Origin of the sequence: Streptomyces sp. Je 1-4 4N24 (genome assembly GCF_026239515.1) — a bacterium.
GTDB classification, from domain to species: domain Bacteria; phylum Actinomycetota; class Actinomycetes; order Streptomycetales; family Streptomycetaceae; genus Streptomyces; species Streptomyces nigrescens.
This window is the reverse complement of the sequence record NZ_CP110836.1, coordinates 4306324-4324903: the sequence shown is the minus strand read 5'-3', so window position 1 is coordinate 4324903 and position 18580 is coordinate 4306324. Positions and strand designations below refer to the sequence as shown.

Below are 18580 nucleotides of genomic sequence, written 5' to 3'. Positions count from 1 at the left end.
TCCAACGATGCCTCAGGAGTTGACTCATGCGTGGACAGACACGGCAAGGGCTTCGCTCGCCGGGCCGGCAGCAGGGCACGCGGCGACGGGCCCTGCCCGCCGCGGTCGCGGTGGCCATTGGCGTCGTGACACTGGGCGCCCTCGCCCCGCCCGCCGCCTCCGCCGCCAGGCCGGACGTCGTCCAGCAGAGCCTGAACGCGCTGGTGCGCGACGACGGGGTGCCCGCCGCGCTGGCGAGCGTCAAGGACCGTGACGGCCGCATCCGCACCTACACCGCAGGAGTGGGCGACCTGACCACCGGCTCGAAGGTGCCCAGGGACGGCCAGGTACGGATCGGCAGCAACACCAAGACCTTCGTCGCGGTCGTCGTCCTCCAACTCGTCGCGGAGCGGCGGGTGCACCTGGACGCCTCCGTCGACACCTACCTGCCCGGCCTCGTCCGCGGGGAAGGGATCGACGGACGGCACATCACCGTCCGCCAGCTCCTCCAGCAGACCAGCGGACTCCCCAACTACAGCGACCACCTCGGGGACGACGTCCGGTACTACACCCCCCGCGAACTGCTCGCCACAGCCCTCCAGCACCCGGCCGACTTCGCCCCCGGGACGAGTTGGAAGTACAGCAACACCAACTACGTGCTCGCCGGCCTGATCGTCCAGAAGGTCACTGGCCGCCCCCTCGCCGAGGAGATCGACCGGCACGTCGTCCAACGCGCCGGGCTGCGCCACACCTACTTCCCCGCCCCCGGTGACGCGAGCATTCGGGAGCCCCACCCCCACGGCTACTACCGGGAATCGGCGGACGTGCCGCTGCGCGACATCACGGAGACCGACCCCTCCTGGGGCTGGGCGGCAGGCCAGATGGTCTCCACCGGCTCCGACCTCAACCGCTTCTTCAGCGCACTCCTGGCCGGCCGCTTCCTGCCCTCGGCCCAGCTCGCCCAGATGCGCTCCACCGTCCCCGCCGAAGCGACCTTCGGCCCCGGCGCCCGCTACGGACTTGGACTCGTCAGCAGGCCGCTGCCGTGCGGCGGCCTCTCCTGGGGCCACGGCGGCAGCTTCCCGGGGTACGAGACCCGGGGCGGCGCCACCGACGACGGCCGCGCCACCAACGTCGCGGTCACCCTGCAGCTCACAGACGAGGCGGCCCGGAGGAATCTCGAACGCGCCGTGGACACCGCCCTGTGCCGCTGAACCTCGCCGAGGGCGTTCCGTGAAGCAAAACGACCGATGGGCCCGACATGGGGTCGGGCCCATCGGTCTCATGTGTGCGCACAGCCGCCACATCGTCACCGCCCACGACGTCGGCCCGGCCGATCTGGGGAACCCCGGAAACAGCTCTTGTGGACAAAAACCAGGACAACGAGGTCTTAGGAGAACGTCGAAGGGCCCCACCGCAAGCGGTGGGGCCCTTCGACGTATTGCCCGGTGAGAGCAATGGCGGAGGATACGAGATTCGAACTCGTGAGGGGTTGCCCCCAACACGCTTTCCAAGCGTGCGCCCTAGGCCACTAGGCGAATCCTCCGCCGCAAACAATACAAGACGTTGGGGAGTGCTCGCGACCATGATCGCGGGGAGGGGTCCGGAGGGGAGCGATGTGAGCCGGGGGCGAGGGTCCGGGTCGTTTCTTGGGCGGGGGATCCGCTACTGTGGTGCGCAGCCCCTCACGTGGCGCTATCTGACTGAACTCCCCCAGGGCCGGAAGGCAGCAAGGGTAGGTCGGCTCTGGCGGGTGCGTGGGGGGCGCTTGCGTTTACGGGGCCCGTCGGTTGTCAGTGCGGGCCGATATCGTCGTATGCGTGTCGTCCCTTGCGCTGTACCGCCGCTACCGGCCCGAGACCTTCGCCGAGGTCATCGGGCAAGAGCACGTGACCGATCCGCTGCAGCAGGCTCTGCGGAACAACCGGGTCAACCACGCCTATTTGTTCAGTGGCCCACGCGGCTGCGGCAAGACGACGAGTGCGCGGATCCTGGCGCGCTGCCTCAACTGTGAGGAAGGTCCCACTCCCACACCCTGCGGAAAGTGCCAGTCGTGTGTGGACCTGGCCAGGAACGGCCGGGGCTCGATCGATGTGATCGAGATCGACGCGGCGTCGCACGGTGGCGTGGACGACGCCCGTGAGCTGCGGGAGAAGGCGTTCTTCGGGCCGGCCAGCAGCCGCTACAAGATCTACATCATCGATGAGGCGCACATGGTGACCTCCGCGGGCTTCAACGCCCTGCTGAAGGTCGTCGAGGAGCCGCCGGAGCATCTGAAGTTCATCTTCGCGACGACCGAGCCCGAGAAGGTCATCGGGACGATCCGGTCGCGCACCCATCACTACCCGTTCCGGCTGGTGCCGCCGGGGACGCTGCGGGAGTACCTGGGCGAGGTGTGCGGGCGGGAGGAGATCCCGGTCGAGGACGGGGTGCTGCCGCTGGTGGTGCGGGCCGGAGCCGGTTCGGTGCGTGACTCGATGTCCGTGATGGACCAGCTGCTCGCCGGTGCCGGTGCGGACGGTGTGACCTATGCCATGGCGACGGCGCTGCTCGGGTACACCGACGGGTCGCTGCTGGATTCGATCGTGGAGGCGTTCGCCGCGGGGGACGGCGCGGCGGCCTTCGAGGTCGTGGACCGGGTCATCGAGGGCGGCAACGACCCGCGGCGCTTCGTCGCGGATCTGCTGGAGCGGCTGCGGGACCTGGTGATCCTGGCGGCCGTGCCGGACGCGGGGGAGAAGGGGCTGATCGACGCCCCCGCCGATGTGGTGGAGCGGATGACGGCGCAGGCGTCCGTCTTTGGGGCGGCCGAGTTGAGCCGGGCCGCCGACCTGGTCAATACGGGCCTGACGGAGATGCGCGGGGCGACCTCGCCGCGGCTGCAGCTGGAGCTGATCTGTGCCCGGGTGCTGCTGCCCGCGGCGTACGACGACGAGCGGTCGGTGCAGGCGCGGCTCGACCGTCTGGAGCGTGGCGCGGGCGCGGCGCTGCTGGGCGGGGCCGGTGGTGCGGGCGCCGGGGGAGACCTCGGGCCGGGAGCGCCGCCCGTGGTGGCGTCCGGTGGCGGGCCCGCGGCCGGCTATGTGCCGGGGCCGGAGGCGCATCCGGCGATGCCGGCCGGACCGTCCGGGCCGGCCGCCGCGCGTGCCGCGGTGCGGGGCGCGGTGGGCGGCGGCCCGTCCGGTGGCGCGGGCACTCCGGCCCCTGCCCCGGCGGCGCCGGCGGCCGGTGCGGGCGCGTCCGGGGGCCCCGCGGCCGGGCCCGGTGGTGAGCAGCAGCGGGGTGACGGCGGTGGCGCGGCGGCGCCCCAGGGCGCTCCGGCGGACGCTCCGCAGGGCGTCCAGGGCGGTGGCCGTGAGGCGGCCGCCCCGCGGCCCGGGGCCTGGCCCGGAAGCGCGGGAAAGGGCACCGGCGGCGGAGGCCCTGCGGGCGGCAACGGCAACGGCGGTGGCGCCGGGCGGCAGCCCGGGGGCTGGCCCACGGCCGTGGCGCCGGGGCAGGGCGGCCAGGCACCGCAGGGCGGAGCGCCCGCCGCGCCGCCCGCCGCACCACCCGTCGCGTCCGGGCCTCCGGCCGGTGCGCCCGCGCCCGTGTCCCCGCAGACGCCGCCCGCCGGTGCGGCCCCGGGGGCCGCGCAGGGTGCCGCCCAGGTGCGGCAGATGTGGCCGGACATCCTGGAAGCGGTGAAGGACCGCCGCCGCTTCACCTGGATCCTGCTGAGCCAGAACGCCCAGGTCTCCGGCTTCGACGGCACCACCCTCCAGATCGGCTTCCCCAATGCCGGGGCCCGCGACAGCTTCGCCAACGGCGGCAGCGAGGACGTCCTCAAGGACGTACTGGCCGAGCGGTTCCAGGTGCAGTGGCGGGTCGAGGCGATCGTCGACCCGTCGGGCGGCGCCAATCCGCCGTCCGGTGGTGCCCCCCGCAGCGGCGGAGGGGGCGGCGGCTTCGGCGGCGGTGCGCCCGCCGCACCGCAGCAGGGCGCCCCGCAGCCCCCGCCCCAGCAGAGCGGCCCGGCGGCACCCCCGTCGTCCGGCGGCCAGTACGGGCAGGACGGCGGCGGCGGCGCCGGCGGAAGCCAGGGTGCGCGGAGGGCGCGGGAGGCCGTGTCCTCCCCGTCGTCCACGGGCGGCGGGCAGACCGCACCCGCGGCGGAGCCCTCGTACAGCTCGCCGGAGCCCCCGCCGATGTCGATCGAGTACGACATGCCGGCCGAGGACGACCCCGATCTCGTCGACTCCGCGCTCAGCGGACACGACCTGATCGTGCGCGAACTCGGTGCGACGGTGGTGGAAGAGTTCAACAACGAGTAGGCGCCGCACGGCACCGCGTAGGCGGGCCGGGCGGGGCGAAAACGGGTAACCGGGCGTACGCCGGGCGTACACCCGTGCTCCTCCCTACGGCGTAGGGCGCGGGGCCCGTGAAACACGTAGGCTCGGGCTACCGCACCAATCGTTGTCGTATGGCAGGAGTCACGTCGTGATCCCCGGTGGTCAGCCCAATATGCAGCAGCTGCTTCAGCAGGCTCAGAAGATGCAGCAGGACCTCGCGGCAGCCCAGCAGGAACTGGCGGAGACACCCGTCGAGGGTTCCGCGGGCGGCGGTCTGGTCAAGGCGACGGTGACCGGCTCCGGAGAGCTCCAGGGCCTGGTCATCGACCCCAAGGCGGTCGACACCGACTCCGCGGAGGAGACGGCCGAGACGCTCGCCGACCTCGTGCTGGCGGCGGTCCGGGACGCCAACGCCAGCGCCCAGCAGCTGCAGCAGCAGAAGCTCGGTCCGCTCGCCCAGGGTCTGGGCGGTGGCGGAATCCCAGGTCTCCCCTTCTGAGGAGTAGCCAACTAGCGTACGCAGCACGGCAGAAGAGAAAGAAGACGTTCCGTGTATGAAGGCGTGGTCCAGGACCTGATCGACGAGTTGGGCAGGCTGCCCGGCGTCGGTCCCAAGAGCGCGCAGCGGATCGCCTTCCACATTCTTCAGGCCGAGCCGACCGATGTCCGCCGGCTCGCGAACGCGCTGATGGAGGTCAAGGCGAAGGTCCGGTTCTGCGGCACCTGCGGCAATGTGGCGCAGGAGGAGCAGTGCCGGGTCTGTCTGGACCCGAGGCGCGATCCGGCGGTCATCTGCGTCGTGGAGGAGCCCAAGGACGTCGTGGCGATCGAGCGGACCCGCGAGTTCCGCGGTCGCTACCACGTCCTCGGTGGGGCGATCAGCCCGATCGAGGGCGTGGGCCCCGACGACCTGCGGATCAGGGAACTGCTGGCCAGGCTCGCGGACGGCACCGTCACCGAGCTGATTCTGGCCACCGACCCGAATCTGGAGGGCGAGGCCACGGCCACGTATCTGGCCCGCATGATCAAACCCATGGGCCTGAGAGTGACGCGACTGGCGAGCGGACTGCCGGTCGGCGGCGATCTGGAGTACGCGGACGAGGTCACGCTGGGGCGGGCCTTCGAAGGGAGGAGACTTCTCGATGTCTGATGCCACGCTGCACAACGCGACACAGGACCCGGACGACTTCGCCGTATCGATCTCCGATTCGATCGAGAGCTTCATCGTCGCGGTGACGGAAGTCGCCAAGGGCGACGAGCCGGACAGCGCGGTGCCCTTCCTGCTGCTGGAGGTCTCCCAGCTGCTGCTCACCGGCGGCCGTCTGGGCGCGCACGAGGACTTCGTCCCCGACGAGCGCTACGAGCCGGACATCGGCCCGGAGCCGGACGTCGACGAGCTGCGCGAGCGCTTCGCGACCCTGCTCGACCCGGTGGACGTCTACTCCGAGGTCTTCGACCCGTATGTGCCGCGCAGCGAGCCGGTCGCCAGCCGGATCTCCGACGACCTGGCCGACATCATCACCGATCTGCGGCACGGCCTGGCGCACTACCACGCGGGCCGGATCAGCGAAGCCCTGTGGTGGTGGCAGTTCTCCTACCTCTCCAACTGGGGTCCGACCGCCTCCGCCGCCCTGCGCGCGCTGCAGTCGCTGGTCGCCCACGTACGCCTCGACCAGCCGCTGGTCGAGCTGGACGGCCTGGACACCGACAGCGACGTCACCGCCGGCGACGAGGAGCTGCTCGCCGAGGAGGCCGGGAAGGTCATGGCGGCCGAGATCGCCGGGCCGCTGGGGCTGCGCGAGGTGTGAGTCCGGGCGCTCTCGCCGCGCCCGGACCCTGTGACCTGGGTTACGTTTCCGTGTGTACCGGCCTGGAGCGGGCATGTGCTCGCCGAGCAGGCGCAACGGTGCGCCTTGTGGATCCGCCGCGGGACGTGGAACTCACGAGTCAGGTGATCACGGTGAGGTAGCCGTGATCAATGAGTGAGTCCCATGTCTCACGATGTGGTATTAGCAGGGCGGACTCCGCTTGCTCGTTAGACTGAGCCGACCGCAGTACCCCCATTTCCGGGGGTCCGGGAGGAAACTCCCGAAGAGACAGTTGCGAGGAGCGCACGTGGGCCTTGTCGTGCAGAAGTACGGCGGCTCATCCGTTGCGGATGCCGAGGGCATCAAGCGCGTTGCCAAGCGAGTCGTCGAAGCCAAGAAGAACGGCAACCAGGTTGTCGTAGTGGTTTCGGCGATGGGCGACACGACGGACGAGCTGATCGATCTCGCGCAGGAAGTGTCCCCGATTCCGTCGGGGCGCGAGTTCGACATGCTGCTGACCGCCGGAGAGCGGATCTCCATGGCCCTGCTGGCGATGGCGATCAAAAACCTCGGCCACGAGGCGCAGTCCTTCACGGGCAGCCAGGCCGGTGTGATCACCGATTCCGTGCACAACAAGGCACGGATCATCGACGTCACGCCGGGCCGGATCAAGACCTCCGTCGACGAGGGCAATATCGCCATCGTCGCGGGCTTCCAGGGTGTGTCCCAGGACAAGAAGGACATCACGACGCTGGGGCGTGGTGGGTCGGACACGACCGCCGTCGCGCTGGCGGCCGCCCTGGACGCCGACGTCTGTGAGATCTACACCGATGTGGACGGTGTCTTCACCGCCGACCCGCGGGTCGTGAAGAAGGCCCGGAAGATCGACTGGATCTCCTTCGAGGACATGCTGGAGCTGGCCAGCTCCGGCTCCAAGGTGCTGCTGCACCGTTGCGTCGAGTACGCACGCCGTTACAACATCCCGATCCATGTCCGCTCGTCCTTCTCGGGACTGAAGGGCACGTGGGTCAGCAACGAACCGCAAGGGGACCAGCCGATGGAGCAGGCAATCATCTCGGGCGTCGCACATGACACCTCCGAGGCGAAGGTCACGGTCGTCGGAGTCCCGGACAAGCCGGGCGAGGCCGCGCGCATCTTCCGTGCGATCGCGGACTCCGAGGTCAACATCGACATGGTCGTGCAGAACGTGTCGGCCGCGTCGACCGGTCTGACCGACATCTCCTTCACGCTGCCCAAGGCCGAGGGCCGCAAGGCCGTCGCGGCCCTGGAGAAGACCCGTGCCGCGGTCGGTTTCGACTCGCTGCGCTACGACGACCAGATCGCCAAGATCTCGCTGGTCGGTGCGGGGATGAAGACCAACCCGGGCGTCACCGCGACGTTCTTCGAGGCGCTGTCGAACGCGGGCGTGAACATCGAGCTCATCTCGACCTCCGAGATCCGCATCTCGGTCGTCACCCGTGCCGATGACGTCAACGAGGCCGTGTGCGCCGTGCACACCGCCTTCGGTCTCGACACCGACAGTGACGAGGCCGTGGTCTATGGCGGCACCGGTCGATGATTCCGGCCGAGGCGGGCCGTCCGTCCCTCGCTGACACGCTGAGGGCGGACGCCCGCACGGCCGCCAAGCCGCAGCTCGCCGTCGTCGGTGCCACCGGCGCCGTCGGCTCGGTCCTGCTCGGCATCCTGTCCGAGCGGGCCGACATCTGGGGCGAGATCCGGCTGATCGCCTCTCCCCGCTCGGCCGGCCGCAAGCTGACCGTGCGGGGCGCGGAGGTCGAGGTCGTCGCGCTGAGCGAGGAGGCCTTCGACGGTATCGACGTCGCGATGTTCGACGTCCCCGACGAGGTCTCCGCGCAGTGGGTGCCGGTCGCGGTCTCCAAGGGCGCGGTCGTCATCGACAACGCGGGCACGTTCCGGCTGGACCGGGACGTGCCCCTCGTCGTGCCCGAGGTCAATGCGCACGCCGCTCGGGTACGCCCGCGCGGCATCATCGCCAACCCGAACTGCACGACGCTCTCGATGATCGTCGCGCTGGGCGCGCTGCATGCCGAGTACGGGCTGAGCGAGCTGATCGTCTCCTCGTACCAAGCCGTTTCCGGGGTGGGCAAAGCAGGCGCCGACACCTTGCGGGCGCAGCTGTCCGCGGTGTCCGGTACGGAGCTGGGGACCACGCCCGGTGATGTCCGGCGGGCCGTCGGGGACACCCTGGGGCCGTTTCCGGCGCCGATCGCCCTCAATGTCGTGCCCTGGGCCGGCTCGCTCCAGGAGGACGGCTGGTCCTCCGAGGAGCTCAAGATCCGTGACGAGTCCCGCAAGATCCTGGGGCTGCCGGAGCTGCCGGTCACCGCGACCTGTGTACGGGTTCCGGTGATCACGACCCACTCGCTGACCGTGCACGCCCGGTTCGAGAACGAGGTCACGGTCGGCGGCGCGCACGAGATCCTGGCCGCGGCCCCCGGTGTCGTCCTCAGCGACGACCCGGCCGAGGGCGAGTACCCCACCCCGGCCGATGTCGTCGGGACGGATCCGACCTGGGTCGGACGGGTGCGGCGTTCGCTGGACGATCCGCGGGCGCTGGAGCTGTTCGTGTGCGGGGACAACCTGCGCAAGGGGGCGGCTCTGAACACGGCGCAGATCGGTGAGCTGGTGGCGGCCGAGCTGCAGGGGTAGGTCCGGTCCGGGACCGGTCTCCCCGTGCCTTACTGTCGTGCTGTTCCGGTGCTCTGCCGTTCCCTGTTTTTCCGGCGTCCCCGCGTCCTGGTGCCGCGACGGCCGGGGACGGTATACGACTTGGCGGGATCGGCCGTCGTGCACCGGCCGACTGGGAGATACTTTGTGGAGCGTGTGAAGATTCTGTGAGCGAATTGCCGGTCCAAACCTCTTGATCTGGGCTGACGATCTGTTCGACCATTCGCTCCCCGCCGCACTGCAACCGGCAGTTGGGCGGGGAGCGTCTTTGTCGCCGCCCTCAGGGGTGGCTCCGGGGGTGCCGGGCGGGCCACATGGCGAGCCCTTGGGTATGGGGTCTTCGCGTCGGGGCAATTAGGGCATTCAGGAAGAGCTGGTACGCATGAGGGCATTTGATGCATCGTCAAAAGCGGTGCCTTGCGCGTACAACCCTTATAGGGGGAAGCGTGTCCAACAGGCGTGGCAGAGGTACTCGGATTCACCATCGCCCCAGCGGGCGCAGCCGGCGCGGCAGTGCGCCCACCGCGGCCCCGTGTGTCCGGGGGCATGCCAGTGATCGCTCCCTGGCCCACCACGCGCCCCGCGCAGATTCCACCTCAGCGTGGGGACACTGACGACGCGATGGCAGCGGGCACCACAGTCGACCACCTCACCGAGACCTATCGCGCGCACTACCGCTCGCTGCTCGGTCTCGCCGCGCTGCTCCTCGACGACACCGCCTCCTGTGAGGACGTCGTCCAGGAGGCCTTCATCCGCGTGCACTCCGCGCGCGGACGGGTGCGCGACCCCGAGAAGACCCTCGCCTATCTCCGGCAGACCGTCGTCAACCTCTCGCGCTCCGCGCTGCGTCGCCGCATCCTCGGGCTCAAGCTGCTCTCCAAGCCGATGCCCGACATGGCGAGCGCCGAGGAGGGCGCGTACGACCTGCTGGAGCGGGACCAGCTGATCAAGGCGATGCGGGGGCTGCAGCGCCGGCAGCGCGAAGTGCTGGTGCTGCGCTACTTCGCGGACATGACCGAGGCACAGGTGGCCCAGACCCTGGGCATATCGCTCGGTTCCGTGAAGGCCTACGGCTCGCGGGGCATCGCGGCGCTCCGCGTCGCGATGGAGGCTCCGGCATGAGTGGCACGACGTCTGGCCGGCACCACCCGTACGACGCGTACGGCTCGCTCAGCCCGAGCCGCCCCAGCACCCCGGACTTCCCGAGTCCTCCGAACTACCCGAGTCCTCCGAACTTCCCGAGTCCCCCGGACTTTCCGAGCACGTCGATCCACCCCATGAACCACAGCGGCACCCGCACCAATCCGCCCGGCCCGCTCGACCCGGCGCGTTTGGGCACCCCGTACGGCCGGATCCACGAGGCGCCCGGCGCCCGTGGGGCTCCCGGCGCGGGGGAGCGGCGCGACCTGGGCCGGCTGACCGGTGCGCGCGAAAAGCCCGCCGATGTGGCGCGTGGGCTGTATGCGGCGCGCGAGGCGCAAGGACGTTCCGACGGCGAGCCGGGTGGCGGCCGTCGGCCCGACGCCGGCTGCGGGCAGGGCGTGGAAACCGGCCAAGTATCCGGCCACGGCGATGACATCGGTGTCACGGACGGTGCGCCGGATGGCACGGAGGGTGCGGCGGACGCCGGTGACGAGGCCGACAGCCACGCGTACGGCAACGACGGGCCCACCGGCTCCGGAGGCGGCACCGGCAACGGCGGCGGCGACGGACCCGGCCGAAGCCACCCCACCGGCGGCGACTTCGGCGGCGAGGACGATCTGAGGCGGCTGCTGCACGCCCGCGTCGACGACCTCGAACCCTCGCCGGACGCGCTGGAGCACCTGCGGCGCGCGGTGCCCGCCCGTCGCCAGCGCCGCCGGCATGCCGTCGTGGGCGCGGCGGCCGCACTGCTGCTCGGCGGTACGTCCATCCCCGCCATGGTCCATGTGGCCAACCTCGCCGGCAGTTCCGAGGAGCGGCCCGCCAACGCGGCGAGCAGCCCGCACCCCCAGGGCGGCGCCGAGGGGGCCCACGGCGAAGGCACCGAGCAGGCCGGTCCGCGGCCGGCCGGCAAGGACGGCGAGAAGCGGGGCGAGGACAAGCCCGCGGGCAAGGGCAAGGCCGCGGAGAAGGGCGGCGCGGGCCACGGTGCGGGCGCCGGCTCCCCCGCCCCGGACGAGACCATGGACGTCACCTCGCCGGTCTGCGGGCGGGAACAGCTCGGCCAGGGCACCAGCACCGTCGGTGCGGCGGACTCCGCGGGTCGCGTCTACGGCGCGTTCCGGGTGGTCAACACCTCCGCTGCCGCCTGCTCCGTCGAGGGCGGCGGCACCGTCGGCCTGGTCGCCCAGGGCTCCACGAACCCCGACCGCATCCACGTCGTCGACCACACGTCAGGCGACGAGGCAACCGGACTGCCCGACCCGGCCACCACCCCTGACCAGCTGGTTCTCAAGCCGGGGGAGGCGTACGAAGTCAAGTTCGCCTGGATTCCGGAGTCCGGCGGCGGCGCCACGGGGTGCGTCAATCCCGGCCCGACACCGACGCCCGACGCCTCCAGCGACCCCGGGCAGTCACCGGACGCCGGGGCCACGACCGCCGGCGACAGCGGCGGCCAGGCGGGCGGCAACGAGGGCCCCGGCGACGGCGGTACCGCGTCCGGGAGCATCGTGCTCAGCCACACGCCGGAGGCCGGCGAGCCCGCCGCGGCCGATGCCAAGGTCACGGACGCTTGCGCCGGAACGGTCTACCGCACCGAGGCGCTGGCGGCCCGGTAGCAGCCGACGGCCCAGGTCCCGGCCATCGGGACCGGAGCGTGGAGGGGCCGGTGCGGCCCCGCCGTCCGGGCCCCGTACCGTTGAGGGCGTGTACCGGTTCCTGCTGACCCCGCGGTGGTGGGGGATCAACGTCTTCGCCGTACTGGCGATTCCCTTCTGCATCTTCATGGGCAGCTGGCAGCTGAGCCGCTTCGAGGACCGAGTCGACACCCACCAGCAGCAGGAGGACCGCTCCGCCCGGGCCAAGACCGCGGCCGCCCGCCCCCTGGAGCGGCTGCTGCCCGTCGACAAGGTGACCTCCGGCCGCCAGGCCGCCGCCCGCGGGCGCTACGACGCCGGGCACCAACTGCTCGTACCGGCCCGGCCGTTGAAGGACAAGCACGGCGAGCGGCAGGGCTTCTACGTCCTCAATCTGCTCCGCACGGACGGCGGCAAGGCCCTGCCAGTCGTACGGGGCTGGCTGCCCGGCGACGCCGGTACGAAGGCCGACACGGCGAAGGTGCCCGCGCCGCCCAAGGGCGAGGTGACCGTCACCGGAGCGCTGCAGGCCTCCGAGAACCAGGGCACCGACGGCGTACAGGCCGGCGGCGGGCTGGCACCGGGACAGCTCGGCATGATCAGCGCGGCGTCGCTGGTCAACATCGTGCCGTACGAGGTCTACGACGCCTGGATCACGCTCACCGACACCCAGGCACCGCTGCGCGCCGTTCCCCCGGCCGCCGTCGAGGGCAACGGCCTGGACCTGAAGGCCTTCCAGAACCTCGGCTACACCGGCGAGTGGTTCGTCTTCGCCGGCTTCGTCGTCTTCATGTGGTTCCGCCTCTTCCGCCGCGACACCGAGGCCGCCAAGGACGCGGCGCTGGGGATTGTTGTGGGGGCGGAGGGCGAGGGCCTGGGGCCCGGCCGGGGTCAGGGCCAGGAGCAGGGGAGTGGCGTGGCTGTGGGTCCGGGGGAGGACGGCCTCGGCCGGGACGAGGACAGCGGCGACGGGCAGGGGGAGGCGGCGCGGGCCGGGAAGGTCTGAAGCTGCTGCGGGTTGGGGCTGGCCTGGTCGGGGCTTGTTCTGGTTTGGGGTCCGCTTCGGTTCGGGGGCGGCTTCGGTTTGGGGGCGGTTTCGGTTTGGGGCCGGTTTCGGTTTGGGGCCGGTTTCGGTTCGGGTCTGGCTCCGGTTTGGGGCCGGTTTCCGTTCGGTAGTCGCTCCGGTTTGGCGCTCCCTTCGGTTCGGTACCCGCTGCGGCCGCGGGGCCCGCTCCGTTCCGCGACCCGCACGGGCTCTGCTTCTGCAACGACGTTGCACCTGGTCAGAGGGCGTATCACGGTGGTAGCTGCAATCGGATCGGCGTGCCACGGTAGGCCATATGGCAGACAATGGCACTCACCCGCACGGCCATGATCACGTGCACGGCCATGGTCATCCGCATATCCCTGATCACGTACAGCGTGATCCCCGCGCGCAGGGGCACCAGCCCGAGCAAGCCCCTCGCGATCATCACACGCGGAAGCCCGCCCACGACCACGCAAATGGCCGCGAGCACGGCCACCGGCATGACCACGCGCATGATCCTCACCGCTTCGGCCGCTGGGCGCGGATGCGGCACCAGCTCGCCCATCTGGTGACCCCGCACAGCCATGCGGCCATGGACAAGGTCGACGCCGCGCTGGAGACCTCCCGCGAGGGCCTGCGCACGCTCTGGATCTCGCTCGGCATCCTGGGCCTGACCAGCCTGATCCAGCTGGTGATCGTCGGGCTGTCGGGGTCGGTGGCACTGCTCGGCGACACGATCCACAACGCTGCCGACGCCCTGACCGCCGTACCGCTGGGCATCGCCTTCCTGCTCGGCCGACGGGCCGCGAACCGCCGTTACACCTACGGCTACGGTCGCGCCGAGGACCTCGCAGGCATCGCCATCGTGCTGACGATCGCCGCCTCGTCGGTATGGGCCGCCTACGAGTCCGTGGACCGGTTGCTGCACCCCCGCGATGTCAAGCATCTGTGGGCCGTGGCCGCGGCCGCCGTGATCGGGTTCCTCGGCAACGAATGGGTCGCCCGCTACCGCATCCGCACCGGCCGCAAGATCGGCTCGGCCGCGCTCGTCGCCGACGGCCTGCACGCCCGTACCGACGGCTTCACCTCCCTCGCCGTCCTCCTCGGCGCGGGCGGCGCGGCGCTCGGCTGGCGGCAGGCCGACCCCCTCATCGGCCTGCTGATCACCGCCGCCATCCTCATGGTGCTGCGCGACGCCGCCCGGGAGGTCTACCGGCGGCTGATGGACTCCGTCGATCCCGCACTCATCGACGCCGCCGAGACCGCACTACGCGCCGTGGACGGCGTCCACGGCGTCGGGCAGGTCCGTATGCGCTGGATCGGCCACACCCTGCGGGCCGAGGCGGACATCGTCGTCGACTCCCGCCTGACCGTGGTCCGGGCCCATGCCCTCGCCGTCGCCGCCGAACACGCCCTGATCCACGCGGTCCCCCGCCTCACCGCCGCGACCGTCCACACGGACCACACCCCCGACGACACCCCCGAGGGCCGGAACCCACATGCGGCCCTGGCCCACCACATCGCAGCTTGACCACCCCCGGGGGCCCCTCCCCCCCCGCCCCTCCCCTCCCCCTCGCCGAATCCCTAGCTCCTCTCGATCACATACCGCTGGGCGAAGTCGAGTTCCAGGCGGACCTGCTTGATGCGCTCCTCCACCACGAGGGAGCCGTGCCCGGCGTCGTAGCGGTAGACCTCGTGCGGATGGGCGCGGCCCTCCAGGCGCTGGACATAGTTCTCCACCTGCTGGATCGGGCAGCGTGGGTCGTTGACGCCGGCCGAGATGTAGACCGGGGCCCTCACCGCGTCCACATACGTCAGCGGTGACGACGCCTCGAAGCGCTCCGGGACCTCCTCAGGGGTGCCGCCCAGCAGGGTCCGGTCCAACGCCTTGAGGGCTTCCATCTCGTCGTTGTACGCCGTGATGTAGTCCGCGACCGGAACCGCCGCCAGGCCCACGGCCCAGGCGTCCGGCTGGGTACCGAGCCCCAGCAGCGTCAGATAGCCGCCCCAAGAGCCGCCCGCCAGCACCAGCCGCTCCGGATCGGCCAGCCCGGACGAGACCGCCCACTCGCGCACCGCGGCGATGTCCTCCAGCTCGATCAGCCCGACGCGATGCTTGAGCGCATCCGTCCAGGCGCGGCCGTAGCCGGTCGAGCCGCGGTAGTTGACGCGTACGACCGCGAAGCCGTGGTCCACCCAGGCCGCGGGCGACGAGGCGAACGCGTCGCTGTCGTGCCAGGTCGGACCGCCGTGTATGTCGAACACCGTCGGAAAGGGGCCTTCGCCCGCCGGCTGCTGCACCAGCGCATGGATGCGGCCACCGGGGCCCTCCACCCAGATGTCTTGCACCGGCACCGACCCGGGCGCCTTCATGCCGGGCGGGTCCAGCACGACCTCGCCGCTCGTCGACCGCACCTCCGGGGGCTGGGCCGCCGACGACCACAGGAACTCCACCGTGCCGTCGGGCCGCGCCGTGGCGCCCGAGACCGAGCCGGCCGGGGTCTCGACCCGGGTCAGCTGACCACCGGCCGCGGCGGCCGCAGCACCGGCACCGGCCGGGGCGCCGTTGCCGTCCGGCGTGCCCAGCTCATAGCGCCACAGCTCGCTCCGTGCCTGGTACTCGTGCGCCACCAGCAGCGCCGACCCGTCGGGATACCAGTCGGCACCCACATCTCCGGGAAGGTTGATGTCCAGGGCCGTCTCCACCCCGGTCAGCGGGTCCCAGATCATCGGCTCCCAGCGGCCCCGCCGCTGATGCCCGACCAGCAGCCGGGAATCCCCGTCCACCGGTGCGAAGCCCATCACCGACAGGCCCAGCTCCTCGGTCCCGCCCTTGGTGTCGTCCAGCTCCGCGACCGTGGAGCCGTCGGGCCGTACGACGCGGATCGCGGAGTGCATCGCATCGCCGTGCTCGGTGTGCTCAAGGACGATCAGCGAGCCGTCGTGCGAGAGATCGCCGACGCCCGCGGACTCGCGGTGCCGGTAGATCTCGACCGGCGGCTCCCCCGGCCGGACGACATGGACCGTCGAGCCCTCCTCGTCCGTCGAGCACCCGACGACCGATGTCCCGTCCCGGCCGATCGCCAGCCCTCCCGGATACGAGGGGGTGAGACCAGGGGTCGCCGGCTCATCCGGGCCACCCTCGAACGGCTGCCGCATCCAGACGCCGAACTCATCGCCGTCGGTGTCCGAGAACCACCAGATCCACCGGCCGTCCGGCGACAGCACCCCGTCCGTCGTGCCGTTCGGCCGGTCCGTGGCCTGCCGCTGCTCGCCGGTGGCCCGGTCCCAGGCATAGAGCTCGAAGGTGCCGGTCGCATTCGAGACGAACAGGGAACGGTCCGGGGCGTCCTCGGCCCAGTCCGGCAGCCCGATCCGCGGCGCGCGGAAGCGCTTCTCCCAGTCCGGCATCGCGGCGTCCATGCCACCGGGGGCCGCCGAGCCTGTCGCGCCCGTCGCCGACCTTTCCGCTCCCGCTATCGGGCCGGCCGCGCCCGTCCTCGTTCCGGCCGCGTGCCGGGTGTCGGTCGTCGAAGGGTGCGGAGTGGTGGTGTCGGGGCCTGGGGCTGGGGTCGTCTCGTCAGTCATGGGCCCATTCTGCGCCCGGTGCAAAAAATCCGTTGGCGAGGGCCACAAGGCTGTGGATAACTTCGCCGAATGCGAAAAATTACGGGCCCCGAGGACTGGCGGGAGGCCAATCGTGCGAGGTGGGACGAACGTGTCCCCATCCACATCGCGAGTGATTATTACGACCAGGACCGATTTCGCCGGGCCCGGGACGTGCTCCGTGACTTCGAGATCGCCGAGGTCGGCGACGTCACCGGCCGGTCCCTCCTCCACCTCCAGTGCCACTTCGGCCAGGACACCCTCTGCTGGGCCCACCGCGGTGCGGCCCGCGTCGTCGGCCTGGACTTCTCCGAACCGGCCATCGAAACCGCCCGCGGACTCGCCGCCGAGCTCGGCTACGGCCCCGACCGCGCGTCGTTCGTCGCCGCCGACGTCTATGACGCCGCCGAAGCCGTCCCCGACGCCGCGTACGACATCGTCTACACCGGCATCGGCGCCCTGAACTGGCTCCCGGACGTGGCACGCTGGGCCGAGACCGCCGCCTCCCTCGTCGCCCCCGGCGGCTTCCTCTACCTCGCCGAATTCCATCCGCTCTGCGATGTCTTGGACGACGAGACCGGATCGCGTATCGTCCACGACTACTTCAGCCGTGACGCATGGGTGGACGAACTCCCCGGCTCCTACACGGACTTCGGCGCACCGACGGTCAACAACCGAAGCGTCGAATGGCAGCATCCGCTCGGCGACGTCGTCTCCGCCCTGGCCGCCACCGGTCTGCGCATCGACTTCCTGCACGAACACGACATGACGATGTTCCAGCGGTTCACCGCGCTGCGCCGCGACGACGACGGTTACCACCGCTTCCCCGGCGACCGCCCCCGCATCCCTCTCATGTATTCGCTGAGGGCCGGCCGCCCGCGCTGATGACGGCCGGGCGCCGGGCGCCGGCCACCCGCCCACGCTCCGGTCGTACGCCCCGACGCCGCCCTGACGCCGCCCCGACCCCCGGACCCGACCCCGCCCCGGACGGGCCAGGGACCGCCGCCGACCGCCCACCCCCGGGCGGCTAATCTTCGGACCGGCCCGGCCCGATGGCGCCCCGGCCGGGCCTCGGCTCACCGGCACCGCCCCGGCTCACCGGCAGCGCCCCGGCCCACCGGCCCTGCCGGTCCGCGCGTCGAGTGACGTGACAACGGTCGCGTGGTGCGTGCGGCACCGCGCGGTACACAACAACGGGGGTTCACCGTGCGCATGCCCATACGTATTGCAGGCGCTGTCAGCGTCAGCGCGCTCGTGCTGCTGACCGTGGGGTGCGCCGGTCCGGGCGCCGGCAAGGCGAAGCCGGGGGCGTCGGAAGCCGTCACGCCCGCCAAGCCGCTGCCGGTGAAGGCCACACCCCGCCCGGCCACCTGGACCGACTCCGACAACAAGGAGCACCGCCTGCGGATCACGCCCACCAGGCTGGCCCGGGGTTCGGACTCCGACCTGGCGCACATCCAACTCGACGACGATCTCAAGGGGATGGTGCCGTACTACCTCACCTTCTCCTACACCAACACCGGCAAGAAGACGCTGAGCCAAGTGGACCCGGCGCGGAACTTCTCCGTCAGCGGGGCGGACGGCCAGGCCGCCGAGCAGGTCTCCCTGTTCCGGAGCAATCCGATGGCCACCGGCTCGGGCCTGCCGCCCGAGTGCCGCGAGAGCGGCGCGGCCGAACTGGCGGCCGGTGCCACGGCGGCGACCTGCCGGATCTTCATGCTGCCGAAGGACCAGCGGCCGGCGACCGTCTCGTACAAGGACGACGGCGGTGACACCCTCATCTGGCAGGTCGGTGGCGGCAGGGGCGGTGCGTCCGACGGAGTGCTGCCCGCGGGCAAGCCCGCCGACGGCACCACCGAGGACAGCCGCAGCCGTTCCGTCCCGCTGCTCGTCACACCGAAGGGCGTGCGCGCCGGCTCCCGCGCCGACCTGAGCCGCTTCGACCTGGATGCGGACGAGAAGAAGCTGGTCCCGTACTACGTGACGATGCAGTACCGGAACAGCGGCAAGTACGACCTGCTGCCCAGCATGAGCGACGGGGTGACGCTGCGGACCACGGGTGGTCAGACGGTGCAGAAGCTGACGCTGATCGACATCGGCGGCCCCGGGGTCGGCCAGTGCCCCGACGCCGTCCCGCACAAGATGGTCAAGCCGGGCGGCACGGTCACCGAGTGCTCCATCCACCTGCTGCCGAAGGGCGATGCCCCGGCCGCCGTCGTCTTCACCGGCGAGGGGGAGGGCGCGGAGCAGGTCACCTGGCGGGCGTCGGTGGACGACGGCAAGTAGCGGGGGCAGACGGGCGGCAAGTAGTGGGGGCAGACGGGAGCAGACGGGGGCCCCGTG

14 protein-coding genes, 1 tRNA gene and 1 other RNA gene are annotated in these 18580 nt (G+C 71.4%); 14 read left to right on the top strand and 2 right to left on the bottom strand.

All coding sequences use genetic code 11. The features are described from left to right. Window positions 1-26 precede the first annotated feature (26 nt). On the top strand, window positions 27-1193 hold the full coding sequence (locus tag SLV14N_RS18610; RefSeq protein WP_263270236.1) for a serine hydrolase: 1167 nt from the start codon (window positions 27-29) through the stop codon (window positions 1191-1193). Between the two features lie 244 nt (window positions 1194-1437). Here SLV14N_RS18610 and SLV14N_RS18605 read toward each other — a convergent pair. Further along, a tRNA-Ser gene (locus tag SLV14N_RS18605) sits at window positions 1438-1525 on the bottom strand. A 130-nt stretch (window positions 1526-1655) separates the two neighbouring features. Here SLV14N_RS18605 and ffs point away from each other — a divergent pair. The 11 genes from ffs to SLV14N_RS18550 all read left to right on the top strand — a co-directional run bounded on the left by ffs (window position 1656) and on the right by SLV14N_RS18550 (window position 14162). Beyond that, window positions 1656-1754, top strand: an RNA gene (gene ffs, locus SLV14N_RS18600) — signal recognition particle sRNA small type. 45 nt (window positions 1755-1799) lie between these two features. Next, window positions 1800-4292 carry a DNA polymerase III subunit gamma and tau gene (locus SLV14N_RS18595; RefSeq protein WP_263270235.1) on the top strand — a complete coding sequence of 831 codons (2493 nt, stop codon included), beginning with the start codon at window positions 1800-1802 and terminating at the stop codon, window positions 4290-4292. 166 nt (window positions 4293-4458) lie between these two features. Further along, the gene (locus SLV14N_RS18590) at window positions 4459-4809 is read left to right on the top strand and encodes a YbaB/EbfC family nucleoid-associated protein (protein ID WP_078518632.1); all 351 of its coding nucleotides are present in this window, start codon (window positions 4459-4461) and stop codon (window positions 4807-4809) included. Window positions 4810-4860: 51 nt separating this feature from the next. Then, a complete protein-coding gene (gene recR, locus SLV14N_RS18585; RefSeq protein ID WP_018089931.1) occupies window positions 4861-5460 on the top strand; it encodes a recombination mediator RecR in 600 nt (199 codons plus the stop codon). Then, window positions 5453-6118, top strand: coding sequence for a DUF5063 domain-containing protein (locus tag SLV14N_RS18580; RefSeq protein WP_208682068.1), 666 nt, complete (start codon window positions 5453-5455; stop codon window positions 6116-6118). The genes recR and SLV14N_RS18580 overlap by 8 nt, the downstream gene beginning before the upstream one ends. A gap of 307 nt (window positions 6119-6425) precedes the next feature. Next, window positions 6426-7697 (top strand): aspartate kinase, encoded by a 1272-nt coding sequence (locus tag SLV14N_RS18575; protein ID WP_042150611.1) that lies wholly within the window; start codon window positions 6426-6428, stop codon window positions 7695-7697. Beyond that, on the top strand, window positions 7694-8809 hold the full coding sequence (locus SLV14N_RS18570) for an aspartate-semialdehyde dehydrogenase (protein WP_263270234.1): 1116 nt from the start codon (window positions 7694-7696) through the stop codon (window positions 8807-8809). Before SLV14N_RS18575 ends, SLV14N_RS18570 begins: the two co-directional genes overlap by 4 nt. A gap of 477 nt (window positions 8810-9286) precedes the next feature. Then, window positions 9287-9949, top strand: coding sequence for a SigE family RNA polymerase sigma factor (locus tag SLV14N_RS18565; protein ID WP_174857682.1), 663 nt, complete (start codon window positions 9287-9289; stop codon window positions 9947-9949). A gap of 155 nt (window positions 9950-10104) precedes the next feature. Then, window positions 10105-11586 carry a hypothetical protein gene (locus tag SLV14N_RS18560; RefSeq protein WP_263270233.1) on the top strand — a complete coding sequence of 494 codons (1482 nt, stop codon included), beginning with the start codon at window positions 10105-10107 and terminating at the stop codon, window positions 11584-11586. An 88-nt stretch (window positions 11587-11674) separates the two neighbouring features. Continuing rightward, a complete protein-coding gene (locus SLV14N_RS18555) occupies window positions 11675-12610 on the top strand; it encodes an SURF1 family protein (protein ID WP_263270232.1) in 936 nt (311 codons plus the stop codon). A gap of 334 nt (window positions 12611-12944) precedes the next feature. After that, the gene (locus tag SLV14N_RS18550) at window positions 12945-14162 is read left to right on the top strand and encodes a cation diffusion facilitator family transporter (RefSeq protein WP_263270231.1); all 1218 of its coding nucleotides are present in this window, start codon (window positions 12945-12947) and stop codon (window positions 14160-14162) included. A gap of 53 nt (window positions 14163-14215) precedes the next feature. Here the strand turns inward: SLV14N_RS18550 and SLV14N_RS18545 are convergent, their stop codons facing one another. Further along, window positions 14216-16042, bottom strand: coding sequence for a prolyl oligopeptidase family serine peptidase (locus tag SLV14N_RS18545; protein ID WP_263273209.1), 1827 nt, complete (start codon window positions 16040-16042; stop codon window positions 14216-14218). 246 nt (window positions 16043-16288) lie between these two features. Between SLV14N_RS18545 and SLV14N_RS18540 the strand changes: the two genes are divergently transcribed. After that, window positions 16289-17122: a class I SAM-dependent methyltransferase gene (locus SLV14N_RS18540; RefSeq protein ID WP_263270230.1), complete on the top strand. Its 834-nt coding sequence runs from the start codon at window positions 16289-16291 to the stop codon at window positions 17120-17122. A 327-nt stretch (window positions 17123-17449) separates the two neighbouring features. Beyond that, window positions 17450-18523, top strand: a complete 1074-nt coding sequence (locus SLV14N_RS18535) for a hypothetical protein (RefSeq protein ID WP_259670399.1) — start codon at window positions 17450-17452, stop codon at window positions 18521-18523. Window positions 18524-18580: the final 57 nt, after the last annotated feature.